We start from the raw sequence: 20,375 nt of genomic DNA, 5'->3' as shown, positions 1-20,375 counted from the left end.
CGACCGAAGCGCAGTGGCAGGCGCTCTGCCGCGCCACGGGCAATGCTGGCTGGCTCGCCGATCCGCGCTTCGCGCCGGTTGCCGCGCGGCAGGCCAACCGCGCGGCGCTGGAAGCGGCGCTCGCCGCCTGGACCGGCGAACGCGAGGTGGCGGAGATCGAGCAGTGCTTGCAGGCGGCCGGCGTGCCGGCGCACCGCGCCAGCAGCACGGAGGACGCCTTCGCCGACCCGCAGCTCGCGCACCGCGGCCACTTCGTCGCGCTTGACCACCCGCTGCTGGGGCCGGTGCCGCTGGAAGGCTCGCGCATGATCCTCTCGCGCACGCCGGCGCGCGTCACTGGTCCTGGCCCGCTGCTGGGCCAGCACAACGAGCTGGTGCTGCGCGAGATCCTCGGCCTCTCCGAGGACGAGATCGCCGCGCTCGCCGTTGCCGGGGCGCTGGAGTGAGCGGGGCGGCCGCGCCCGAACGGAGCAACCACCGCGATGCATGACACATGACGGCTGGCGGCGGAGCCGAGTGGAGCCCGCCTACGCGGTGCTTTCCAGCCGCGCCAGGAGCCCCTTGAGGAGCGATTCGCGTTTGTGCAGCTCCTGGCGCAGGTCGTAGTTCTCGGTCTTGTAGATCTCCCCGCGCAGGCTGCCCAGCTGGTCGCGCACCAGCCCGGCGACGATGGCCGCCTCGTCCGCGCTCAGCGCGATGCTCGCGGTACTCTCAGTCATGGCGTTCCTCCTGCGCGCCGAGGGCGGCCGGCGCGGCCTCGATCTCCTTCCAATATGCCACCGCTGCGCCCAAAAACCATTGCGTTGCCGGCGAAACTTCGCCATGCTCGGGCGGGGTGGCGCGCAGCCGGCCTTTGGCCCGGTGGAAGCGTCCGCCCGCTGAGCCTGCCCTTCGAGGCGCCAGCATGAGCAACGGCGCTGCGCTGCCTGCCGCGCTCGGCCCGTTGGCCGGCCTGCGTGTGCTCGACCTGACACACTGGCTGGCCGGGCCGCGCTGCACCATGTTGCTCGCCGACTTCGGCGCCGACGTGATCAAGATCGAGCGCCCGCCCGCCGGCGACCCGGCCCGCCGGCTCGGCCCCTTTCCCCACGACATTCCCGACCCCGAGGCGAGCGGCGCGTTTCTGCACCTCAACACGAACAAGCGCAGCGTCACGCTCAACCTGAAGACGGTGAAGGGGCTGGAGCTGGCGCGGGCGCTGGTGCGCCGCGTCGATGCCGTGGCGGAGAACTTCAAGCCCGGCGTGCTGGCGCGGCTCGGCCTCGGCTACGAGACGCTGCAGGCGCTGCGCCCCGGCATCGTGCTCACTTCGATCTCCAACTTCGGCCAGGACGGCCCCTACCGCGACCTGCCCGCCAGCGAAATCACGCTCTCGGCCATGGGCGGGCCGATGAACGTCACTGGCCACCGCGAGCGCGAGCCGCTGAAGCTCGCCGGCAACATCGTGCAGTATCATGCCGGCTCCGTCGCCGCCTACGCCACACTGCTGGCGCTGTACGCCGCCGAGGAGGCGCAAGAGGCCGGCGAAACCCCCGCGGGCGACCGCATCGACGTCTCGATCTACGAAACGCAGGCCGGCTTCCGCGACCGCCGCGCGGTCAATCTCACCGGCCATGCCTACACCGGCGACATCGCCAAGCGCGCCCTGCCCGGCTCGCGGCCCGGCGTGGGCGTGCGCCCCACCGCCGACGGCTACGTCAACCTGCACGCCTCCAACGCCGCCCGCTTCGCCACGCTGCTGCGGCTGATCGGCCGCGAGGACCTGGTGGAGCGGGCCGCGGGCCTCTCGCCGCTGGCGCTCGTTGCCGAGCCGGAGCTGGTGCAGGAGGTGGAGACGAGCTACCTGGCCTGGCTTGCCGAACGCACCAAGCTCGACGCGGCGATGACGGCGCAGCGGCACAAGCTGCTGGCCGCGCCGGTCAACACCGTGGCCGACATCGTGCACGACCCGGCCTTCAGCGCCCGCGGCGTCTGGGAGACGATCGACCATCCGCACACCGGTCCGCTGCTCTATCCGGGCCGGCCGTTCATTATGGGCGCCAGCCCGCGGCCGCAGGCCCGCCGCGCCCCACTGCTCGGCGAGCACAACGCCGAGATCCTCTGCGGCGAGCTGGGCGTGGACCCCGCCGACCTGCCGCGCCTGCGCGAGCAGGGCGTCGTCTAGGGCGCAGGCCGTACGGCACAGGGCATAGGGCGTAAGGTATTGAACATGGGCATGGTGCGCCGGCACCCGTCTCTCTCAAGATCGCCGGCTATCCCGACGCCCCATGGAACACTTCAACCCGGATCGCCCCTCTCCTTCTCCTGCTTTGCGGAGAAGGAGAGGGGAAGGGGGAGAGGATGAGGCCCGCCGCCGCCAACCTGCCGCTGCGCCACGTACGCGTGCTCGACATCGCCGTCGTCTGGGCCGGTCCGCACTGCACGCAACTGCTCGCCGAGTGGGGCGCCGAGGTCATCAAGGTCGAGCCGCTGCAGCACATTCAGCCGGCCACGCGTGGGGCGGAGACGCGGCTGACGCGCGAGCAGGCGCAGCGTATGCGCGGCCTCTCGATCATCAGCGCCCCGCCGGACTTCGAGCCCGGTCCGCGCCCGTGGAACCGCACGCCGTCGTTCAACAGCCACGCCCGCAACAAGAAGAGCGTCACGCTCGACCTGCTCTATCCCGAGGGATACGACACGTTCCTGCAGCTCGTCGCCATCGCCGACGTGCTGGTCGAAAACAACGTGCCGGAGACGATCGAGCGGGCGCACATCACCTACGAAGAGCTTGCGCGGGTCAATCCGGCGCTGATCATGCTGCGCATGCCCGGCTTCGGCCTCAGCGGGCCGTACAAGGACTGGCGCTCGTTCGGCACGCACATGGAGTCGCTGACGGGCCACCACCTGCTGCGCGGCTATCCTGACCTGGACCCGGACATGACCGGCGACGCCTTCACCGCCGATGCGGCCTCGGGCGTGATGGGCGCCTTCGCCGTGCTGGCCGCGCTGCGCCATCGCCGCCGTACCGGCCAGGGCCAGCAGATCGAGATGTCGCAGGCCGAGAACATCGTGCCGTATCTCGCCGAGTTCGTGATGGACTACACGATGAACGGCCGTACGGCGCCGCCGCAGGGCAACGGCCATCCCAGCCGCGCCCCGCACGGCGCCTATCCCTGCCAGGGCGACGACCGCTGGATCGCGATCGACGCCGGCGACGACGCGAGCTGGCGCGCCCTGCGCCGCGTGCTCGGCGAGCCGGCCTGGATGGCCGAGTCGCGCTTCGCCGACTCGCTCGCGCGCTGGCAGCAGCGCGACGAGCTGGACGCGCTGCTGGGCAAAGAGACGCGCCTCTGGCACGACCGCGAGCTGTGGCGGGCGCTGGTGGACGCGGGCGTGGCGGCCGGCCCGGTGCAGAACGAGGCCGAGGTCTTCAACTGCCCGCAACTGCGCGACCGTGGCTTCTTCGAATCGATCGAGCACCCCGAGGCCGGCACGCATGACTATCCCGGCCTGATCTTCCGTATGGCCGAGACCCCGAACCGCATCCGCCGTCATGCGCCGCTGCTCGGCCAGGACAACGACTACGTCTACCACGAGCTGCTTGACCTGCCGCCGGCCACGTTCGAACGGCTCGTCGCGGCCGGCCACGTAGGCATGGACTATCCGGGGCGCGGGCCGGCGGCCGCCGGCGCATAACTTCCGCCGCGGCCTCGTCTTGGCGCGTGCGCGAGGGCGGCGTAGCCGGCGCATGCACGCACGCAACACGATCGCTCCGGGCGTCGCTCCCGCTGCAAGGCCCGCCGGAAGATGCCGTCTTCTGCTCAGAGAGAACAGCGAACGCTGGTGCAACGCCGCCGGGCGTTCGGCAGAGGAGGCAGAAGACGATGCGCACTTCATGGCAATGGCTATCCGGCGCCGCGCTGGCGCTGGCGCTGCTCGCCGGCGGGTTGGGATGCGGCAGCAGCCGCGGTGCGTCCGTGCACGCCGATGCTACGCCCGCCGTGCCGATCGCGACGGTGCAGCAGACCGTATCCGCACCGCAGCAAACCCCATCGGGGCCGGACCTCGCGCCGTTTGTGGCACTGATGCAGAATGCGAGCTGCGCCCAGTCCCGCAACCGGCTCTACGAGATCGACGGGACGCTGCTGTTCTGGGAGCGCGCGGGCTTCTGCGCCGACGCCGGTTACGCCTACACGCTGTACAACGGCTCGCCCGATCAGGTGCTCTGCCAGCTCAACGACAGCATCGCCGGCCCGCGCCGCAGCTGCGATCCCGCCTACGCGGACCTGTTCGACACGATCACGCACAATCTCGACGCGCTCGACCTCGGCCTCGGCCCCGACCACAGCGTTGCGCTGGTGCAGGAGGTGAGGATGCGTTAGCCGTCCGCCGCTTCCTCGCGCAGCAGCGCTTCGAGCAGGACGCCGGCGCGATCGAGCGTGGCCAGGTCGTCGGGCGGCAGCGTGTCCAGCCGCGCGGCCAGGCGACTTGTGCGCCGGTCGCGACCCGCTGCCAGCAGGGCGCGGCCGCGCGGCGTGGCGGCGATGCGCACGATGCGGCCATCCGTCGCGTCGCGCACGCGCTCGACCAGCCCCGCCCGTTCCAGCGCGGCCACGATGCGCGTCATCGTCGGCGGACGCACCTGTTCGGCCGCCGCCAGCTCGCCCAGCGTGCGCGGGCCGCCGAAGCCGACGACGGAGAGCGCCGAGAGCCGCGCCGCGCTGATGCCCAGCGCCTCATCCTCGCGCCGCAGCCGCCGCAGCAGGTGGATGGCGACGCTGTGCAGCCGCGTCGCCACGGCCTCGACCTGCGCCGCCTGCTCGACAGAAGCCGCGCTGCGCAGCGTTGAAGGCGGCTCGCTCACGCGCTAGACTTCATTAGCATAGCTAAGTATCTCCGGAGGCGTGACGATGGCGCAAGCGACGGAGCTGTTCGCGGCGATCGAGGCGGGCGACGCGGCCACGGTGCGCGGACTGCTGGCGGCCGAGCCGGCGCTGGCCGGCGCCTGCAACGCCGGCGGGCTGCCCGCCGTGCTCTTCGCACTCTACCGCATGCAGGGCGAGAGCGTGGAGGCGCTGCTGGCCGCGCGGCCGTCGCTCGATCCATTCGCCGCGGCCGCGCTCGGCCGGGAGGCGCGTGTTGCGGAGTTGCTCAAGGCCGATCCGGCGCGGGCGAGCGCGTTCTCCGCCGACGGCTTCAGCGCGTTGCACCTGGCGGCCTTCTTCGGTCACGCCGCGGCGGCGCGGGTGCTGCTGGATGCCGGCGCCGCGGTCAACGCCGTCGCCCGCAACCCGATGCAGGTGCAACCGCTGCACAGCGCCGTGGCCGGCCTGCATCACGCCGTCTGTGCTCTGCTGCTGGAGCGCGGCGCTGAGGTGAACGCCCGCCAGCAGGCCGGCTGGACGCCACTGCACGCCGCCGCGCAGCACGGCGACCGCGCCCTGGTCCGGGCGCTGCTCGCCGCGGGCGCCGATCCGTCCCAGGCGAACGACGCCGGCGAGACGGCCGCGACCATCGCCGCCAGGAGCGACCACGGCGAGTTGGCCGTGCTCTTCCGGGAACACGGTCACGCAAGGCGCGCGCCCGCGCCTTGACACGGTTTGCACCGCTCCCCGATCATGCCGGGTGTCGGCGTTGCCGGGAGGCGGGCGATGGACGGCATCCACGACCTGGGCGGCATGCACGGCTTCGGCCCCGTCGTGCGCGAGGCGAACGAGCCGCCGTTCCACGCGCCCTGGGAGGCGGCGATGGTCGCCATCCAGCACGCCGTGGGCGGGCGCGGCCAGAACCTGGTCAACATCGACGAGTTCCGCCACGGCATCGAGCGCATGGGCAACGCCGCCTATCTGAACACCAGCTACTACGAGCACTGGTTGGACGGCGTCACCCGCGTGCTGCTGGAGAAGGGCGTCATCGCCGCCGCGGAACTGGAGAAGCGCGCGGACTTCTTCACGTCCCACCCCGATTCGCCGGCAAGCGCCGCGCTCTCCCGCCCGCCGCCGCCCGTGCAGCGCCCCGTGCAGCGCTTCATGCCCGGCACCGAGCGGGAGCCGGCCGCGCCCCCGCGTTTCAAGTCCGGAGATGCCGTGGTCACGCGCAACCTGCACCCACGCGGCCACACACGCCTGCCGCGCTACGCCCGCGGCAAGCACGGCGTCATCCACCACTATCACGGCGCGCACGTCTTCCCAGACGCGCACGCGCACGGCCAGGGCGAGCAGCCGCAGCCGCTCTACAGCGTGCGCTTCGCGGCCGCCGAGCTGTTCGGCCCCGTCGCCGAGCCGCGTGAGTTCGTCTACCTCGATCTGTGGGAGCCGTACCTTGACAGGGCGTAGGTCGTAGGGCGCAGGGTGTAGGGCGCAGACAGGATTCAAATCAACCCTCCAAAGCTCCCCCCTCTCCATTACATGGAGAGGGGGTCAGGGGGTGAGGCCGCGTGGGCAAGAACCATCCGAACGTCGATCAGTACGTCGCCTCGCGCGTGCGGGCGCTGGAATCGCTGCTGCTGGAGAAGGGCATCCTGCCGCCCGACCTGGTGGACCGCGTCGTGCGGCAGTACGCCGAGGACACGGGGCCGCTGGCCGGCGCACGCGCCGTGGCTCGCGCCTGGGTGAAGCCCGAGTATCGGCGCCTGCTGCTCGAACAGCCCAAAGCGGCGCTCGCCGAGCTGGGCCTCGACTACGGCGACCTGCGCGTCGTGGAGAACACGCCGGCCGTGCACAACATGGTCGTCTGCACGCTCTGCTCCTGCTATCCCTGGGCGGTGCTGGGCCTGCCGCCGACCTGGTACAAGCAGCCGGCCTATCGCTCGCGCGCCGTGATCGAGCCGCGCGCCGTGCTGCGTGAGTTCGGCGTCGAGATCGCACCCGAGCGCGAGGTGCGCGTCTGGGACAGCAGCGCCGAGCTGCGCTACATGGTGCTGCCGCTGCGTCCGGCCGGCAGCGAGGGGCTGAGCGAGGAGCAGCTCGTGCCGCTGGTCTCGCGCGACTCGCTGATCGGCGTGGCCGAACTCGCCATGCCTGCCGCCGTGGCCGCGAACTGAGCCACGTCATGTACGAGCGCCAGCGCAACATCGTGCGGCGCGCCGACGGCCGGCCCGTGAACGTGGCGCGGCCGCGCGGCCAGCTCTTCGTCTGCAAGGACGGCTGCTGCTGCGGGCGGGTGGAAGACGGCTTCGCCTCCGTGCCCGCCGGCCTCTACCACGAGGAGTGGGAGCGGCGGCGGCTGCGCAATATCGTGCACCTCACGGTCGGCGGCTGCCTCGGCCCCTGCGCCCTCGCCAACGTGGCGCTGCTGCTGTTCGACGGCCATGCCCTCTGGTTCCATTCGCTCAACCATGGGGCGCTGGTCTATCGCCTCTACGACTACATCGAGACCTTGCTCGACGCCGACGGCTTCGTGCCGCCGCCGCCGCCGCTCGACAGCCTGCAGTTCAGCGCCTCCGCCTGGCAGGAGCGGCCGGACGGCCAGCCGGTGGACGACGCTCGCCCGCGCCACGCCTGCGCGGCCCCCATCCCCCGGTTCATAACTTCGCCCCCAATACTGAGGGAAGGGGGGATCGATCGCGGGGCGATTGGGGCTGAAGGCGCGGCTGGGGTGGTCGATCGGTTAATCGCCGATATGGCCGGCGAGGCGGCGGCGCCGCGCAAGAACGGCGAGCTGATTTTCGAGGCGCCCTGGCAGGGCCGCGCCTTCGGCATGGCGGTGGCGCTGCACGAAGAGCAGCTCTACGCATGGGAGGAGTTCCGCCAGCGGCTGATCGGCGAGATCGCCCGCGCCGACGCCGGCGGCGACCCTTCGGGCTACTACGAGCGCTGGCTGGCCGCCTTCGAGGCGCTGCTGATCGAGCGCGGCGTCGTCTCGGAGGAAGAGCTCACCGAGCGCACCTACCAGTTCGACTTCGGCGAGCGCGACGACGTCTTTTAGGGAACAGGGAACAGGGCGGCAGTTCCGCGCTGCGCGGCTCAGGCGGGACGGATTGCCGGTACTTCGGTGCCCTGTTCGTGGAGCGTTGCATGCAGCGCGTCGGCCAGTTCCGGCGGCAGCGGGCCGGCCGGCTCGGCGTAGCTCTGGCGCCGTGCTTCGCGGAAGGCGTAGCGGCAGGAGGCGGAGCAGAACGGGCCGGACTCGAACTGCACGGGCCTGCGGCAGACCGGACAGCGCATGCTGGCTTCCTCCTCTTCCCGCGCCGCGCTGAGCCGCCGCGGCCGCGCGGTGATCGTACCAGCAGGCGCCGCTCGTGCGCGGCGATCGGGTCGCCAGATGCAGCAACATGACAGAAGCGCGGCCGCGGCCTGGCCTGCCACGCGGTGGAGCAGAAGCGCGTGGTGGAGCGATCTGACCGTGGCGCTGCTGCTCTGCGCCGCGCTTACCGCCTGCGGCAGCAGCAAGCCGCGACCGGGTCCAGCCACGCCCAGCCCGCCGCCCGCGGCCACGCCGGGACGTGGCCTGACGGTGAGCAGCACCGCGTTCACGCCCGACGGCCCGATTCCGCCGGACTTCACCTGCGATGGCGCCAACGTTTCGCCGCCCCTGAGCTGGAGCGTGCCGGCACGCGGCGCCGCCGCCTACGCCGTCGTGGTGGACGACCCGGACGCGCCGGGCGGCAGCTTCACGCACTGGCTGTTGCTCGACCTGCCGGCCACGGCCACGAGCCTGCCGCAGGGCGTGCCGGCGGCAGAGCGGCCGGCGATCGGCGGTGTGCAGGGGCGGAACGATGGCGGTGTCACCGGCTACAGCGGGCCGTGCCCTTCGGGTGGGCCGGCGCACTACTACCGCTTCACCGTGTACGCGCTCGATCAGCCGCTCAACCTCGCGCCCGTGCCGGGCAAGGGCGGCGTCTTGAATGCGATGCGGGGGCACATTCTCGCGCAGGGTACGCTCGTCGGCACCTACCAGCGAGCGGGGCGCTGACCACGTTGAACGTGCACCGGGCAGATGTGTCAGGGCGAGGTGGTGCAACTCACTGCCGTAGAGGGTTGGCAGCCGCGCGGCATCGGCGTGCTGGTCACCACCCGCGGACCGCTCTGCAACACCTGGAAGAAGGCCTGGGCGCAGCGGTTGGCCGTGGCCACCTGCACCGGCGCCTGGCCGGTGACCATGGGCACCGACATATCGGCGCTGAAGCTCAACGCGCCCTGCGCATCGGTGGTGCCGGCGGTCGTCGAGGCTAACTGGCCGCCGAAGAAGACGCTGGCCGGCGAGTTCGGATCGAGGCCCTTCGCGGTGAACGAGACCGTTACGGTGCCGCCGGCCGAGCCTGCGTTTGGCTGCAGGCTGAGCTGCCCGTTGCAGTTGGCGGACACGCTGGTTGGCGCGGGGCCGGCGGCGGGCACGGGCGTGGGTGAGGACGCCGCCGGGCTGCTGGGCGTCGAGCCGGCGGGTTGCCCGCCGGCGGGTGGCAGCGGTTGGTTGTTGAGCACGGCCAGCACCAGGCCGACGAAGGCATCGGACGGCGGCAGGTTCAGCCCGAGCGCGAGCACGGTGGCGTTGCAGAGGTTGCCGTAGCGGGCCAGGCTGCCGGCGGTGTAGGTCGGCGTCTGCGCGAAGCCGGCATACAGGGCGAGCGACTGACCGCTGCCGGCCGCGATGCGGGCCACGGCGGCCGCGTCGTTCTCGGCGTCCTGGGCGGCCTCGCGGCCGGCGGCGATCGCCTGGTCGGCGCCGGCGATGTTGCCCGTCGCGACGTCGGCCTGCGCCTGCGCGACCGACTGGCGCACGCGAACCTCGGAATCCGCCTGCAGGGCGGTGAGCGTCGGCTGCGTGGCGGCGCGCTCGACCAGCAGGCCGTCGCCGAAGGCGGCGCGGGTGTCGTCCATCGCCGTCTGCACCATCGCGTAGTCGCGGGCGTTCAGGAACTGCTCGGCCACACCGGGCAGCTTACCGAAGCTGGAGACGTCGGCGGCATCTTGCGTCAGGCCGGCCTGCAGGGCGCGGACCTGGTCGGCCGCGGCCTGGCTGGTCGCCTTCCCCACGCTGACGTCGGCGCCGGCATTGGAAAGCACGAAGGCGGCCTGACCGGGCTTGAGCTCGCTCACCTGCGTGTAGCCCTGTGTGCTGTCGTAGGCCAGGGCGACATCCGCGCTGTTGATCGGCAACGTCTGCGTGGAGCTGGGGTTGCCGATGATCGCGAAACGGTCGGGGGGCAGAATCATGCGTGTGTACTGCGCCGCGGTGGCGTCGAGCGTCACATCGATGTCGTGCCCGAAGTAAGCCCAGTAGCCGCGGCCGCCGATCACGTCGGCCGAGGTGACATTTTGATACCCCGCGGAGTGCGGCCCGTAGGCGTAGAGCGTGCCGGGCAGGGCGCCAAAAACGCTGCCGGAGGGCCCTGCGACGAGGTTCCAGCCCGCCTTGTAGTGCACCGTGCTGCCGGCGGCGCGCGCGTGCGGTGGGCGGGCCACCGGCGCGGCGGCCAGCGCCAGCGCGAAGGCGATCAACACGACGGCGATTGCCGGCAGGTGGCGCCGACTCCGTCGCCGGTCCACCAGTCTCTCCCCGACCATTGCACACCTCCGCCGACTATCGTGGGGCAACGAATGCCGCATCGTATGACGCACTATAGCGGCTGCGCCTCCCGGCCGGAAGCCGGTACGGTCACAACCGTTTGGCGCGCACGACGTGAAATCCCGCGCGCGTCGCGCAATCTGGAAGCAGCCCCGGCCGCAACGGGTTGGCGCATCAATTCTTGCGGCGACTACGATAGGGCGGAGTGCAGCCGTTAGCTGCCGGGCGAGGGATAGCGGATGCCTGAGGCGAACGGCGATGGCCGGCAGACGGAGGCGCCCGAACCTGCCGCGCTCGTCGATTTACGCCGGCGCGGTGTGCCGTTTCGCCTGGCGCCGCGCGTCGAGGGGGCGCGGACGTTGCCGGAGTTTGCCGAACGCAGCGGCTTGCGCCCGCGGCAGGTCGCAAAGAGCCTACTGCTCGACCTGGACGGCGCAGGCCACGCCCTGCTGGTGGCGGCCGGCGATCGCGCGGCCGATTTCGCGGCGCTGCGGCGGCGGTTCGGCGTGCGCAGCGTGCGGCTGGCCGATCCGGAGGCCGTACAGCGGCTCACCGGCTACCGCATCGGTACGGTCACACCGCTGGCGCTGGCCACGCCCGATCTGCCGGTGCTGGTGGACGCGGCGCTGGTGGCGGAGGACGAGGTGAGCCTCGGCATCGGCATGCCGGGCCAGCATGTGCGGCTGCGCGGCGCCGATCTGCCGGCGGCCGTGAGCGGTGAACCCGGCGGCTGGACGAGGAAACAGGAGATAGGGAATAGGGATTAGGGGGAACGTTGGGCGAGCGTGACGATCGTGCGCTGGCGGAGCTGATTGCGCGGGTGGGGGCGCGGCCGTTCGTCGAGCATCTTGGCGCGGAGTTTGTGCACGCGGAGCCGGGGTTGGTGCGCATGCGACTGCCCTGGCGGGCGGAGCACTGCCGTTCTGGGCTGCGGTCCGGCGATGAGCCGTCGCTGCACGGCGGCGCCGCGGCGTCGCTCGCCGATGCCGCCGCCTCAGCCGCGCTCGTGACGGTGCTGCGCGAGGGCGAGGGCCGCACGACGATCGACCTGGTGATTCACTACCTGGCGCCGCTGCGCGGCGTGGTGACGGCGGAGGCGCGACTGCGCCGGCGCGGCGGGCGTACGGCGATCGTCGACGTAGAGCTGTGCGGGGAGGACGGCGAGCTGGGCGCGATCGCGCGGGGCACATTCGCCATCCTGCGCGGTTGAAGCCTGCGTCGTGAGCGAGATCCTCCTGCGCAACCTGCCAACTGTCACCAGGAACCTGTACCCGGAGCGATGCGATGATTACCGGTTTCAACCACAGCGGCTTCGTCGTGCGCGACCTCGAGGCGATGGTGCGCTTCTATCGCGATGTGCTCGGCCTCGCGGTCGTGCGCGAGGTGGAGAGCAACGCGCCGCCGGGCGGCGACCATACCGGCATTCCCGGCGCCCAGCGTTACCTCGTTTTCGTCGGCGCACCGACCGGCCAGCACCTGCTGGAGCTGGTGTACTACAAGCAGCCGCCCAGCCCGCAAGGCCATCTGCAGCGCAATCAGCTCGGCGCGGCGCACGTCGCCTTCAACGTCAGCGACATCCGCCTGCTGCACGCGGAACTCTCGGCCAGGGGCGTGCGCTTTGTGACGCCGCCGATCATGCGCGACGGACCCGACGGCGCCCTGCACGGCATCTGCTACGCGCAGGACCCCGAGGGCAACTGGCTCGAATTTCTCCAGTAGCCCGTGGACCCGTGGCTGTGGGTCGCTCGTGAACGCAAGGGCGCGATGCTGCGTCGCGTACACTGGAACGTGTGGGCGTTCGGCGCCAGGCCGGCGCTACGGGATTGCGTGAGATGACGACGAAAGCCGCGTTGCACCAGATCATCGACGACCTGCCGGAGGAGGCGCTGCCGGAGGCCGAGCGATTGCTCGGATCGCTTCAGGAGCGATGCCGCGCCTGCGGGAGCAACGGATCTGCCACGGAAGAAGCGGATCGCGGCGCCGAGCCGGATGCGCTGGCCTCCGCGCTCGCGCACGCGACGCACCTTGGTGAGGAGTTCTCCTCTCGCAACCCCCATCGTCTTGCACGCCGCGGTGAAGAATGGTTTCGAGAAGCCTAACGCCGTTCTTTCTGGACACCAGCTATGTCATTGCGCTCTTCAATCTGGACGATGAATTTCATGGACGGGCACGCCGCTGGCATGTTGAGCTGCGCAGAACTCGTCGTGGCCTTGTGACAACGGCGAGCATCCTCACTGAGATCGGTGATGGCTTTGCCAGCCACAACAGATGGCCGCTCGCACGTGCGTTTCTTGATGTCGTTTGTTCCGATCCGCTCATAACCGTGGTCCCCGTCGATTGTGACCTGATCGAGCGGGCGCTGGAGCTGAAGCGCCGCCGGCCGGACAAGGACTGGGGCCTGACGGACTGCCTCAGCTTCGTCGTCATGCAGGAGCGGGCGTTGCGCGAGGCGCTCTCCGCCGACTCGGACTTCGCGCAGGCGGGTTTTCGCGCGCTGCTACTCGATCGCTGAGTACGCGGCGATCGCCGCGACACCGCCCGCGGCGGCGCAGAGCAGCAGCCCCGGTCCCGGCTGCCGGGTGAGGAAGCGGCCGGCCTCCGGCCCGGCGACGAGCAACAGCGCCACGACGATCGCGACGATCGGGGCGACGAGCGAAAACGCAATCGCCCAGCGCAGCACGGCGGATGGCCGATCGGTGAGGCGGGCGCCGAGCGCGAAGACGGCGGCGATCAGCGCCGCGGCCGGCACGGCCCACAGCGCCAGCGACAGCGCGCCGGCGAGCGCGCCGGCGCTGCCCAGCAGCACTCCGGCGTTATGCACCAGCCGCGCCAGTTGCGGACCGTCGAAGCGGCGGCCGGCCAGCGCCTCGTGCCCGGAGGCCCACGGCAGCCAGACGAACGCCGCCGCGCCGCACGCATCGGCCAGCGCGGCGGCTGCCTGCGGCCGCCGGCGGCTCAGCGGCCGGGCGGCAGCGGGCCGCCGTGGCTGGTCGCGGCGATTTGGCCTTGTCTCGTTCATGCGAGGCGATCATAGCGCCTCGGCAAGGGACGGCAGCTTGCAGCCCTACGCCGGCATGATGCGCTCGCCCAGGCCGCCGGGAATGATCGCGGCCTGCATGGCGAACAGCTCCTCGTCGTACTGCGGGCCGCTGACCGCCGCGCTCAGGCCGCCGTCCACGGCAAGTGTCTGGCCGGTGACGAAGCTAGAGGCGTCGCTGGCCAGGAAGAGCAGCACGCCGTCCAGCTCGTCGCGCCGGCCGATGCGGCTCATCGGCGCCTGCGCCTTGAAGCGCGCCAGGAACTGGGGCACGGCGAACCAGCCCGCCGTCAGCTCGCTCTCAAACCAGCCGGGCGCGATGCAGTTGACGCGCACGCCGCGGTCGGCCCAGCTGCAGGCGAGGTTACGTGTGACGTTAATCACCGCCGCCTTCGAGGCCTGGTAGGCCACCGGCCCGTTCTGCTGGCCGGACATGCCCATGATCGAGGCGATGTTGATGATCGAGCCGCCTTTGCCGTCCGCCAGCATGTGCTCCGCCGCGGCGCGGCAGCAGAAGTAGACACCGTTCAGGTTCACCTGGATCGTCTGCGCGAACAGCTCATCCGGAATGCGCTCGGGCATCAGACCGGCTTCGGCGGCGAGGCCGGCGTTGTTGACGAGGATGTCGACACGGCCGAAGCGCCGGCAGGTCGCCTGCATCAGCGCCTGCACCTGCGGTGAGTCGCTCACATCGCAGGTGTTCACCAGCGCCGTGCCGCCCGTGTCCTCGATGCGCTTGGCTACCGCGTTGAGCCGCTCGGTGCGGCGCGCGGCCAGCACCACGTTGGCGCCCGCGCCGGCCAGCACCTCGGCGAAGCGCTCGCCCAGGCCCGAGGACGCGCCCGTGACGATCGCCGTCTTGCCGTTCACCGCAAACAGCGCGCCGACATCCATCTCACTCTGCCTCCCCGCACGCGAATGGCGAGAGTATACGCGCCGGCCGCGGCAGCGAACAGGGCAGCGCCGGCGCTGCAGCAAGCGGCATCAGCGGCGGCGTGGGCGGGTATACAGCCGCCAGCCCGCGGCCAGCAGCGCCAGCGCCGTCGCTGCGAGCACCACGAACGGCGTTGCGGCATTCGCCCCGGCGCTGCCGCCCGTGCCCGTGTTCGGCAAGACGACACCCGGCGCCGGCGTGGCGCTCGCCGCCGCGGGCGGAGCGCCGACGGGCGCCGTTGTGGGAGGCGCTGCGGCATTCGGCGTGCTGGCCGCCGGCGCCGGCTGCTGTGTCGTGCCGCTGGGAGCCGGATCGACGACGATCGTCACGAGCACGGAGACGATGAACTGGGCGCAGGCCTGGCCGGGGTTGCAGTGCGGCCGGCCCTCCGCCGTCAGCGTGGTCGTGCCGGGCTGGGCGGCGCGCAGCACGGCCTGCACGCCGCGCGCCAGCGTGCCCACGCCCGGCCGCGGTTGCAGAATGCCCTGCGGATCGAAGCTCAGCGTCCAGTCGAGCTCTTCACCAAGCCGCACGGTCACGCCGCCGTCCAGTGGCACGTGCACGGTCTGGCCATCGCTCGCGCGCGTGATCTCGGCGCTGCCGGCCGCGGCAGGCGTGGCAGATGGGCCGGCAGCGGGCGTCTGTGCAAACGCTCGGCCGCCCGCGGCGAGCAACTGGGCAAGCGCCGCGAGCGCGATCAGCGCGATCACCGGCCGCCGGCGAGCGGGAAACAGCATGCCGCCCTCCCCTGCATCCTCTGCACCAGCATAGGACGAGCGGAGGGCGGCGGTCGTTGCCCGAACGGGGGAAGGGGACCGAAACGGTTAGGAAAGCTCGGCGCCGTGGGCGTCGCGCTGCGCGGCGAGCAGGCGGTGCAGCCAGGCGCGGCGGCGCGAGACAAAGCCCGGTGTGCCCTCGCCCAGCGGCCCGACCTCGGAACGAGCGATCGGCAGGTCGTTTGCGTCGGTCATCAGCATACCTCCACTCCCCGAGTACGCCGGTAAGCGCATACCCGTATGCAGTTCCGGAAGCCACCGCGCCCGTTGCCGCGTCGCCGCGACGTCGCGGTCCAGGTCTGCCAGCCGCGCCTCGGCCAGCAGTTCGTCGACAAGCATCGTGCCATACACCTCGCCGCGCTTACTGCATCGATCTCAGTATCGGCAGCGGGTGTTACCGCCTGGTCTCGGCAAGATAACGGTACGGTGAAAGCTGTGTGACGCGCTGTGAAGCCACGGACGGCGGTTGTGTGAACGCAACAACAGGCGGCCGCTACCGCCGCGCACGGCCGCGGCGCCAGCGCTCCAGCAGGCGGCGGCCACGCTCACGGCGGTCGCCTGCCTCTTCCGACGCCGGAGCCGCCGTCGCGCCGGACACGGGCGGTTCGGCGTCCGCGGTCTGGTCCCAGCCGAGTTCATCGCGCAGCGCGGCAAACGGCTCTTGCAGGCGGCTGATCTCGTGGGCCACCCAGACGCCGGGTTTCTCCAGCGTGCGCACGGGCACTTCGTGGTTGAAGCGCTCGATCTGGCCGCGCAGCTCCTCGGCCAGCTTGCGGTAGCGCATGCAGCGGTCCTCGTAGCGCAGCTCGACGCCGGGCCGCCGCGCGGCCTGCTCAGCGGGCGAGAGCGGCCGCAGCGCGGCGCGCGTTTCGCCCAGCCAGCGGAAAAAGTCCTCGCGCAGCCAGCGGAAGCGCGCCTCGGCGGCGTCGATCTCCTTGCCCAGCTCCATCCAGGCCGGCACGGCGCCCAGGCTCTTCAGTGTGCGGTTCACAAACCAGGCGTCGCGGTCGTACGCGTCTTTCAGATCGAGCGGCACGGGCTTGCCGCGTGTGGGCAGGTTGTCAAAAGCGCCCGCCTCGGCCGCCTCGCGGATGCGCTGCTCGATCACCGACTCGGTCTGCCGCAACGGCCAGGGCGGCCGCCGCGCCGGTTCCTTCCTCGCTTCTTCTGCCATCGTGTCCACTCTGCCGGCCGCGCCGAACCCGCGCTGCCTGTTGCTTTTCGTCTATTGTACCGGCCTTGCTGCCCTCCACTCAGCACACCAGCGCCACACCGTCGTGGATCGCCGGGGCGCCGTCCGCCGTCTCGACGCGGTATCCCAGCGCGGCGCCGCCGGCGCAGGCGACCGGCTCGCCGAGGCGGATGATCAGCCGCGTACCGAGCAGCACCATCGCGCCGAAGCGGGCGCCGAGGCGCAACAGCCGCGTGGGGTCGCCGTCGCAGACGCGATCGACGATCGTTTGCGCAGCGTAGCCGAGCGTGGCCGTGCCGTGCAGGATCAGGTCCGGCAGGCCGGCGGCCAGCGCCACCGAGCGTTCGGTGTGGATCGGGTTCCAGATCTCGGCGCACTCGGTGTAGACGTGCGCCGCCTGCCAGGGCACCTCGATGTTCGTGCTCCAGCCGTCGGCGGCCGCGACGGCGGGCAGGGACGAGGGGCCGTCCAGCTGCAGCGGCTCGCCGGCCAGCGCCACACCGCGGTAGACGCCGCCGTTGTACGTGGTGAACACGGGCGCATCCGCCTCATCGATCGTGTCGAGCCGGGTGAGCAGGCCGGTGCCGCTTGGCCGGCGCTGCAGCGCCACGATCGTCGCCGTGGTGCGCAGCGTTTCGCCGGCGCGCGGCAGGCGGTGGAAGCGCACATCGTGCGCGGCGTGCACCCCGCGGCGCAGCTCCTCGGCGCTGGCGCCGGGCAGCTCGCCGCGCAGCGCCACCAGCAAGGGCCACTCCAGCGAGACCGCCAGCAGGGGCGGCGCGAGCGGCGGCTCGGCCGTGTCGTCGAAGTAGCGCGGGTTGCGGTCGTCCGTGCCTGCCGCGAAGGCCATGATCCGCCGGGCGCTGAGTGTGACGCTCCGCGGACCGAGCGTGCGGCCGGCGATCGTGGCGGCGATGGGCATGGCAAACCTCCGCGCCTGGAGCTGCTTCGATCGACCCCACAGGCGCGGCCATCATAACCGGGCGAGGCCGGGCGCCGCCGCGTGCTACGATCCGTGCGGCGCCGCCGCGCCGCGGAGTGCCGCATGGCCCGTTTCACCCCCGTGCTCGCCACGCTCGGCTACGTGCTCTCGCCCGACGGCGCCTCCGTGCTGATGATTCACCGGGACCGTCGCCAGGATGACGTGCACCTGGGCAAATACAACGGCCTCGGCGGCAAAGTCGAAGCGGATGAGGACGTGGCCGCGGCGATGCGGCGCGAGCTGCGCGAGGAGGCGGGCATCGAGGCGGACGAGCTGACCCTGCGCGGCACGCTGAGCTGGCCCGGCTTCGGCAAGGGCGGCGAAGACTGGTTCGGCTTCGTCTTCCGCATCGACCGCTGGCACGGCGAGCCCCTCTCCGAGAACGCGGAGGGGCGGCTGGAGTGGGTGCCGATCGCGGGCATGCAGGCGCTCAATTTGTGGGAGGGCGACCGGCTCTGGCTCGACTACGTGTTCCAGCGCGAAGCGCCGGCCTTCCACGGCGTGATGCCCTATAAGGACGGCGTGATACAGTCGTGGAGCGTGAACTTCGTTTCGCGCTAAAGCCGGAGCGCGGGAGATTCGAGATCTCCGGCAGCTAGATGACGGCGCGGCCGCCGCTGTGCGTCCCACCGCCTGGCCGGAGTAGCTGCGCCATGAGCTTCTTTGCACGCCTGCGCGGCGGCGAATCGCGCGATGCACAGCCGTTGCTGCCGCCAACCGATCCGCGTTCCTGCCGCCATCCGGTGGTGGCGCCGGCCTGGGCCAGCGCGGCCGACATGTGGCGGAAGCGACCGCCGATCGGCTTCACCTGCCGCGATTGCCTGAAGCGCTTCAACCCCGACGAGCAGCCGGCCGCGCAGCGGTTCGGCCTCGACCGCCGCGCCCGCGTCTGACGGCCGTCGCGCGCGGCGCATGCGGCCGCGGGTTGCCTTACTTCGCCAGCGCCAGGCCGATCGTGCGGTAGGCGAGCTTGGCGGCGAGCTGCGCCGAGGCGCGCGGGCCGTAGTCGGGTGCCAGCTCCACCAGGTCGAAGCCGGCGATGCGCCGCCGCCGCGCCACTTCGGCCAGCAGGTCCGTGACCGCATACCAGCCCAGGCCGCCCGGCTCCGGCGTGCCCACGGCGGGCAGCAGGCCCGAGTCGAAGACGTCCAGGTCGATGCTGACGTACACCTGCTCGCGCAGGCCGGCGACGATCCGCTCGATCGCCTCGGCGGGATGGCGGAAGGCGTGCGCGGGGAAGCTGGGGATGCCCATCTCGCGCAGGGCGCCGAGCTCGTCCTTGTCGGCGCTGCGCATGCCCACGTGCACGGCGGACACGCCGCGTTCGGCAATGCGGCGCAGGGCACAGGCGTGGTTGTAGGGCGTGTCGAGATACTCGGCGCGGAAGTCGGCGTGCGCATCGAGATAGAGGATCGAGAGGCCGGCGATGCGCTCGGCGTGGGCCAGGGCGCTGCCGATGGCGACGCTGTGCTCGCCGCCGAGCGTCACCACCAGCTTGCCGTCGTCGATCAACTCGCCGGCGACGGCCTGCACGCGCTGCACCATCGCCTCGGGGCTGCCGGCGTGCACGGCCAGCTCGGGCAGGGTAGCGATGCCGGCGCGGAAGGGCTCGGCCTCGATCGCCAGATCGTACAGCTCCATATCGGCGGAGGCGTCGATGATCGCCTGCGGCCCTTCGCGGGCGCCGGCGCGGGCCGTGGTCGTGGAGTCGTAGGGCACGGGCAGCACGGTCACGCGGGCGCGTGCGTAGTCGCTGAACTCGGCCTCGAGCCAGCCGAAGTTGCGCGGGGGGGAGAAGCGCTCGTCGCTGCGCACGCTGGTAGGGTACAGGGCGCAGGGCGTAGGGCGTAGTGCCGCATTGCTCAATGGAAGCGGCGATACGTCAGGCGTGACGTGACCCGGCAGTGGGGGGTGTCATGCCCCAGTTGCTCACTGCTCGCCCTGCCAAGAAGGATGAAGGCGAAGCACGCCACGTGCGCAAGCTGGCGGCCAGGCGCCACGCACGGGGCGCCTGGATTCGCCGCGCCCGCATGATCGGCTTGCGCTGGGAGGGCAAGCGGACGGCCGCGATGGCGGCGGCAGTGGGGTGCCATGCGCAAACCGTGCGCGAGCGCCTGGCCCGCTTCAACGCCGAGGGGCTCGATGGCCTCGGTGACCAGCCCGGTGGTGGGCGCAAGCGCCGCCGGACGGAAGCTGAGCGCGGCCAGATCATCGCCATGGTGGGGAAAGACCCGCCCGGCCGCCTGGTCACCGATGAGGCGGGCACGGTGGGCGCCGCCGACGAGGCAGCGGCCGCGCACCGGACGCTCACCGCCTTGACGGCAGCGGCGCGGGAGGCCGGCATGCAGATCGCCCGCAGCCAAGTGCGCCGCATCTTCGTCGCGGCAGGGGTGCGCTGGCGCCAGCCACGCTCGTGGGCGACGAGTACGGACCCGGAGTTCAGCCCACAAGGGAAACGGGCGGCTCGCTCTACACCGAGCCGCCCGCGGAGGCGACCGTTCTCTGCCTCGCCGCACGCGGCCCCGTGATCCCGCGGACCTTTCCGCCCGCACCGGGCTGGACGAAGGACGGGCATCGGGTGAAGGCGCCGCTGGACTCCCGCCGGGGACCGGAGAAGATCTGGGTGGACGGGGCGCTGCGGGTACGGGATGGGCAGGCGCTCACCTTCACCAGCGCGTCGCGCAACACGGCTGGCCACCGGCAGCTCGTGGCGCAGATCGCCGCGGCCAACCCGGCGGGCGCACTCTAGCTCATCGCAGACAACCTCGCCAGTCACAAGCGCCCGCCGATTCAAGCCTGGCTCGGAGATCATCCCCGCGTGCACCAGGTATTCATCCCCAAGGGGGCGAGCTGGCTGAACCTGCAAGAGCCGGGGTGGCGGCTGGGACGCCGAGAAGCCTACGCTGGCCAACGTTTCGCTGATCCAGCGGAGATTGACCAGGCGACGGCGGTCGCGACCACACAGCTCA

29 protein-coding genes and 1 pseudogene are annotated in these 20,375 nt (G+C 71.7%); 19 read left to right on the top strand and 11 right to left on the bottom strand.

Annotation, left to right across the window (positions count from 1 at the left end; all coding sequences use genetic code 11):
- Positions 1–446: CoA transferase (locus VKV26_04820; protein HLZ69215.1), on the top strand; the 446-nt coding region annotated here is incomplete at its 5' end.
- 81 nt (positions 447–527) lie between these two features.
- On the opposite strand, the gene VKV26_04815 is transcribed toward VKV26_04820, so the two are convergent.
- The gene (locus VKV26_04815; protein ID HLZ69214.1) at positions 528–719 is read right to left on the bottom strand and encodes a hypothetical protein; all 192 of its coding nucleotides are present in this window, start codon (positions 717–719) and stop codon (positions 528–530) included.
- Between the two features lie 185 nt (positions 720–904).
- Here VKV26_04815 and VKV26_04810 point away from each other — a divergent pair, with 185 nt between their 5' ends.
- From VKV26_04810 to VKV26_04800, 3 genes are all read left to right on the top strand, one after another.
- Entirely contained in the window at positions 905–2,164 is a 1,260-nt protein-coding gene (locus VKV26_04810; GenBank protein HLZ69213.1) for a CoA transferase, read from the top strand.
- 176 nt (positions 2,165–2,340) lie between these two features.
- Positions 2,341–3,675, top strand: a complete 1,335-nt coding sequence (locus VKV26_04805) for a CoA transferase (protein HLZ69212.1) — start codon at positions 2,341–2,343, stop codon at positions 3,673–3,675.
- 188 nt (positions 3,676–3,863) lie between these two features.
- Positions 3,864–4,361 carry a hypothetical protein gene (locus tag VKV26_04800; GenBank protein HLZ69211.1) on the top strand — a complete coding sequence of 166 codons (498 nt, stop codon included), beginning with the start codon at positions 3,864–3,866 and terminating at the stop codon, positions 4,359–4,361.
- On the opposite strand, the gene VKV26_04795 is transcribed toward VKV26_04800, so the two are convergent.
- The gene (locus VKV26_04795; GenBank protein ID HLZ69210.1) at positions 4,358–4,843 is read right to left on the bottom strand and encodes a MarR family transcriptional regulator; all 486 of its coding nucleotides are present in this window, start codon (positions 4,841–4,843) and stop codon (positions 4,358–4,360) included. The genes VKV26_04800 and VKV26_04795 overlap by 4 nt on opposite strands.
- A 46-nt stretch (positions 4,844–4,889) precedes the next feature.
- Here VKV26_04795 and VKV26_04790 point away from each other — a divergent pair, with 46 nt between their 5' ends.
- From VKV26_04790 to VKV26_04775, 4 genes are all read left to right on the top strand, one after another.
- On the top strand, positions 4,890–5,573 hold the full coding sequence (locus tag VKV26_04790; GenBank protein HLZ69209.1) for an ankyrin repeat domain-containing protein: 684 nt from the start codon (positions 4,890–4,892) through the stop codon (positions 5,571–5,573).
- Between the two features lie 57 nt (positions 5,574–5,630).
- Positions 5,631–6,314, top strand: coding sequence for a nitrile hydratase subunit beta (gene nthB / locus VKV26_04785; protein HLZ69208.1), 684 nt, complete (start codon positions 5,631–5,633; stop codon positions 6,312–6,314).
- A 101-nt stretch (positions 6,315–6,415) separates the two neighbouring features.
- Positions 6,416–7,021, top strand: a complete 606-nt coding sequence (gene nthA, locus VKV26_04780; GenBank protein ID HLZ69207.1) for a nitrile hydratase subunit alpha — start codon at positions 6,416–6,418, stop codon at positions 7,019–7,021.
- An 8-nt stretch (positions 7,022–7,029) separates the two neighbouring features.
- Complete coding sequence (locus tag VKV26_04775; protein HLZ69206.1) at positions 7,030–7,905, top strand: nitrile hydratase accessory protein; 876 nt, start codon at positions 7,030–7,032, stop codon at positions 7,903–7,905.
- A gap of 38 nt (positions 7,906–7,943) precedes the next feature.
- On the opposite strand, the gene VKV26_04770 is transcribed toward VKV26_04775, so the two are convergent.
- Complete coding sequence (locus VKV26_04770; protein HLZ69205.1) at positions 7,944–8,144, bottom strand: hypothetical protein; 201 nt, start codon at positions 8,142–8,144, stop codon at positions 7,944–7,946.
- 178 nt (positions 8,145–8,322) lie between these two features.
- Between VKV26_04770 and VKV26_04765 the strand changes: the two genes are divergently transcribed.
- On the top strand, positions 8,323–8,892 hold the full coding sequence (locus tag VKV26_04765) for a YbhB/YbcL family Raf kinase inhibitor-like protein (GenBank protein ID HLZ69204.1): 570 nt from the start codon (positions 8,323–8,325) through the stop codon (positions 8,890–8,892).
- Positions 8,893–8,921: 29 nt separating this feature from the next.
- Here VKV26_04765 and VKV26_04760 read toward each other — a convergent pair whose 3' ends face one another.
- Positions 8,922–10,484, bottom strand: a complete 1,563-nt coding sequence (locus tag VKV26_04760) for a hypothetical protein (GenBank protein HLZ69203.1) — start codon at positions 10,482–10,484, stop codon at positions 8,922–8,924.
- A 240-nt stretch (positions 10,485–10,724) separates the two neighbouring features.
- On the opposite strand from VKV26_04760, the gene VKV26_04755 reads away from it, so the two are divergent.
- From VKV26_04755 to VKV26_04735, 5 genes are all read left to right on the top strand, one after another.
- Entirely contained in the window at positions 10,725–11,252 is a 528-nt protein-coding gene (locus VKV26_04755) for a YbaK/EbsC family protein (protein ID HLZ69202.1), read from the top strand.
- 8 nt (positions 11,253–11,260) lie between these two features.
- Positions 11,261–11,695 carry a PaaI family thioesterase gene (locus VKV26_04750; GenBank protein ID HLZ69201.1) on the top strand — a complete coding sequence of 145 codons (435 nt, stop codon included), beginning with the start codon at positions 11,261–11,263 and terminating at the stop codon, positions 11,693–11,695.
- Between the two features lie 74 nt (positions 11,696–11,769).
- Complete coding sequence (locus VKV26_04745) at positions 11,770–12,204, top strand: VOC family protein (GenBank protein ID HLZ69200.1); 435 nt, start codon at positions 11,770–11,772, stop codon at positions 12,202–12,204.
- 113 nt (positions 12,205–12,317) lie between these two features.
- Complete coding sequence (locus VKV26_04740; GenBank protein ID HLZ69199.1) at positions 12,318–12,584, top strand: hypothetical protein; 267 nt, start codon at positions 12,318–12,320, stop codon at positions 12,582–12,584.
- Positions 12,566–12,997: a PIN domain-containing protein gene (locus VKV26_04735; GenBank protein ID HLZ69198.1), complete on the top strand. Its 432-nt coding sequence runs from the start codon at positions 12,566–12,568 to the stop codon at positions 12,995–12,997. Before VKV26_04740 ends, VKV26_04735 begins: the two co-directional genes overlap by 19 nt.
- Here VKV26_04735 and VKV26_04730 read toward each other — a convergent pair.
- From VKV26_04730 to VKV26_04705, 6 genes are all read right to left on the bottom strand, one after another.
- Complete coding sequence (locus tag VKV26_04730) at positions 12,983–13,504, bottom strand: hypothetical protein (protein ID HLZ69197.1); 522 nt, start codon at positions 13,502–13,504, stop codon at positions 12,983–12,985. The genes VKV26_04735 and VKV26_04730 overlap by 15 nt on opposite strands.
- A gap of 45 nt (positions 13,505–13,549) precedes the next feature.
- Positions 13,550–14,416, bottom strand: coding sequence for a glucose 1-dehydrogenase (locus VKV26_04725; protein HLZ69196.1), 867 nt, complete (start codon positions 14,414–14,416; stop codon positions 13,550–13,552).
- Positions 14,417–14,506: 90 nt separating this feature from the next.
- Complete coding sequence (locus VKV26_04720; GenBank protein HLZ69195.1) at positions 14,507–15,193, bottom strand: hypothetical protein; 687 nt, start codon at positions 15,191–15,193, stop codon at positions 14,507–14,509.
- Between the two features lie 87 nt (positions 15,194–15,280).
- The gene (locus tag VKV26_04715; GenBank protein ID HLZ69194.1) at positions 15,281–15,571 is read right to left on the bottom strand and encodes a hypothetical protein; all 291 of its coding nucleotides are present in this window, start codon (positions 15,569–15,571) and stop codon (positions 15,281–15,283) included.
- Positions 15,572–15,725: 154 nt separating this feature from the next.
- A complete protein-coding gene (locus tag VKV26_04710) occupies positions 15,726–16,406 on the bottom strand; it encodes a DUF1992 domain-containing protein (protein ID HLZ69193.1) in 681 nt (226 codons plus the stop codon).
- A gap of 79 nt (positions 16,407–16,485) precedes the next feature.
- On the bottom strand, positions 16,486–17,346 hold the full coding sequence (locus tag VKV26_04705) for a MaoC/PaaZ C-terminal domain-containing protein (protein HLZ69192.1): 861 nt from the start codon (positions 17,344–17,346) through the stop codon (positions 16,486–16,488).
- Between the two features lie 123 nt (positions 17,347–17,469).
- Here VKV26_04705 and VKV26_04700 point away from each other — a divergent pair, with 123 nt between their 5' ends.
- Both VKV26_04700 and VKV26_04695 read left to right on the top strand, forming a co-directional pair.
- On the top strand, positions 17,470–17,967 hold the full coding sequence (locus VKV26_04700) for an 8-oxo-dGTP diphosphatase (protein ID HLZ69191.1): 498 nt from the start codon (positions 17,470–17,472) through the stop codon (positions 17,965–17,967).
- Positions 17,968–18,059: 92 nt separating this feature from the next.
- The gene (locus tag VKV26_04695) at positions 18,060–18,299 is read left to right on the top strand and encodes a hypothetical protein (protein HLZ69190.1); all 240 of its coding nucleotides are present in this window, start codon (positions 18,060–18,062) and stop codon (positions 18,297–18,299) included.
- A gap of 37 nt (positions 18,300–18,336) precedes the next feature.
- Here VKV26_04695 and speB read toward each other — a convergent pair whose 3' ends face one another.
- On the bottom strand, positions 18,337–19,221 hold the full coding sequence (speB, locus tag VKV26_04690; GenBank protein HLZ69189.1) for an agmatinase: 885 nt from the start codon (positions 19,219–19,221) through the stop codon (positions 18,337–18,339).
- Between the two features lie 101 nt (positions 19,222–19,322).
- On the opposite strand from speB, the gene VKV26_04685 reads away from it, so the two are divergent.
- From VKV26_04685 to VKV26_04675, 3 genes and pseudogenes are all read left to right on the top strand, one after another.
- Positions 19,323–19,934 (top strand): helix-turn-helix domain-containing protein, encoded by a 612-nt coding sequence (locus VKV26_04685; GenBank protein ID HLZ69188.1) that lies wholly within the window; start codon positions 19,323–19,325, stop codon positions 19,932–19,934.
- A gap of 50 nt (positions 19,935–19,984) precedes the next feature.
- The gene (locus VKV26_04680; protein HLZ69187.1) at positions 19,985–20,155 is read left to right on the top strand and encodes a hypothetical protein; all 171 of its coding nucleotides are present in this window, start codon (positions 19,985–19,987) and stop codon (positions 20,153–20,155) included.
- Positions 20,150–20,275: pseudogene (locus VKV26_04675) on the top strand (IS630 family transposase). Before VKV26_04680 ends, VKV26_04675 begins: the two are co-directional and overlap by 6 nt.
- The last annotated feature ends 100 nt before the right edge of the window (positions 20,276–20,375 follow it).

The sequence above is a fragment of the Dehalococcoidia bacterium genome, from assembly GCA_035310145.1.
In the GTDB taxonomy this organism is placed as follows: domain Bacteria; phylum Chloroflexota; class Dehalococcoidia; order CAUJGQ01; family CAUJGQ01; genus CALFMN01.
The sequence above is the reverse complement of the archived record's forward strand: the minus strand, read 5'-3'. Positions and strand labels throughout refer to the sequence as shown.

What these genes read in the sequence shown, in the direction of transcription:
- VKV26_04815 (HLZ69214.1), bottom strand. Translation starts at nt 719, where the DNA reads ATGACTGAGAGTACCGCGAGCATCGCGCTGAGCGCGGACGAGGCGGCC.
- VKV26_04810 (HLZ69213.1), top strand. Translation starts at nt 905, where the DNA reads ATGAGCAACGGCGCTGCGCTGCCTGCCGCGCTCGGCCCGTTGGCCGGC.
- VKV26_04805 (HLZ69212.1), top strand. Translation starts at nt 2,341, where the DNA reads ATGAGGCCCGCCGCCGCCAACCTGCCGCTGCGCCACGTACGCGTGCTC.
- VKV26_04800 (HLZ69211.1), top strand. Translation starts at nt 3,864, where the DNA reads ATGCGCACTTCATGGCAATGGCTATCCGGCGCCGCGCTGGCGCTGGCG.
- VKV26_04790 (HLZ69209.1), top strand. Translation starts at nt 4,890, where the DNA reads ATGGCGCAAGCGACGGAGCTGTTCGCGGCGATCGAGGCGGGCGACGCG.
- nthB (HLZ69208.1), top strand. Translation starts at nt 5,631, where the DNA reads ATGGACGGCATCCACGACCTGGGCGGCATGCACGGCTTCGGCCCCGTC.
- VKV26_04775 (HLZ69206.1), top strand. Translation starts at nt 7,030, where the DNA reads ATGTACGAGCGCCAGCGCAACATCGTGCGGCGCGCCGACGGCCGGCCC.
- VKV26_04770 (HLZ69205.1), bottom strand. Translation starts at nt 8,144, where the DNA reads ATGCGCTGTCCGGTCTGCCGCAGGCCCGTGCAGTTCGAGTCCGGCCCG.
- VKV26_04760 (HLZ69203.1), bottom strand. Translation starts at nt 10,484, where the DNA reads ATGGTCGGGGAGAGACTGGTGGACCGGCGACGGAGTCGGCGCCACCTG.
- VKV26_04755 (HLZ69202.1), top strand. Translation starts at nt 10,725, where the DNA reads ATGCCTGAGGCGAACGGCGATGGCCGGCAGACGGAGGCGCCCGAACCT.
- VKV26_04745 (HLZ69200.1), top strand. Translation starts at nt 11,770, where the DNA reads ATGATTACCGGTTTCAACCACAGCGGCTTCGTCGTGCGCGACCTCGAG.
- VKV26_04740 (HLZ69199.1), top strand. Translation starts at nt 12,318, where the DNA reads ATGACGACGAAAGCCGCGTTGCACCAGATCATCGACGACCTGCCGGAG.
- VKV26_04735 (HLZ69198.1), top strand. Translation starts at nt 12,566, where the DNA reads ATGGTTTCGAGAAGCCTAACGCCGTTCTTTCTGGACACCAGCTATGTC.
- VKV26_04730 (HLZ69197.1), bottom strand. Translation starts at nt 13,504, where the DNA reads ATGAACGAGACAAGGCCAAATCGCCGCGACCAGCCACGGCGGCCCGCT.
- VKV26_04725 (HLZ69196.1), bottom strand. Translation starts at nt 14,416, where the DNA reads ATGGATGTCGGCGCGCTGTTTGCGGTGAACGGCAAGACGGCGATCGTC.
- VKV26_04720 (HLZ69195.1), bottom strand. Translation starts at nt 15,193, where the DNA reads ATGCTGTTTCCCGCTCGCCGGCGGCCGGTGATCGCGCTGATCGCGCTC.
- VKV26_04715 (HLZ69194.1), bottom strand. Translation starts at nt 15,571, where the DNA reads ATGCTTGTCGACGAACTGCTGGCCGAGGCGCGGCTGGCAGACCTGGAC.
- VKV26_04710 (HLZ69193.1), bottom strand. Translation starts at nt 16,406, where the DNA reads ATGGCAGAAGAAGCGAGGAAGGAACCGGCGCGGCGGCCGCCCTGGCCG.
- VKV26_04705 (HLZ69192.1), bottom strand. Translation starts at nt 17,346, where the DNA reads ATGCCCATCGCCGCCACGATCGCCGGCCGCACGCTCGGTCCGCGGAGC.
- VKV26_04700 (HLZ69191.1), top strand. Translation starts at nt 17,470, where the DNA reads ATGGCCCGTTTCACCCCCGTGCTCGCCACGCTCGGCTACGTGCTCTCG.
- VKV26_04695 (HLZ69190.1), top strand. Translation starts at nt 18,060, where the DNA reads ATGAGCTTCTTTGCACGCCTGCGCGGCGGCGAATCGCGCGATGCACAG.
- VKV26_04685 (HLZ69188.1), top strand. Translation starts at nt 19,323, where the DNA reads ATGCCCCAGTTGCTCACTGCTCGCCCTGCCAAGAAGGATGAAGGCGAA.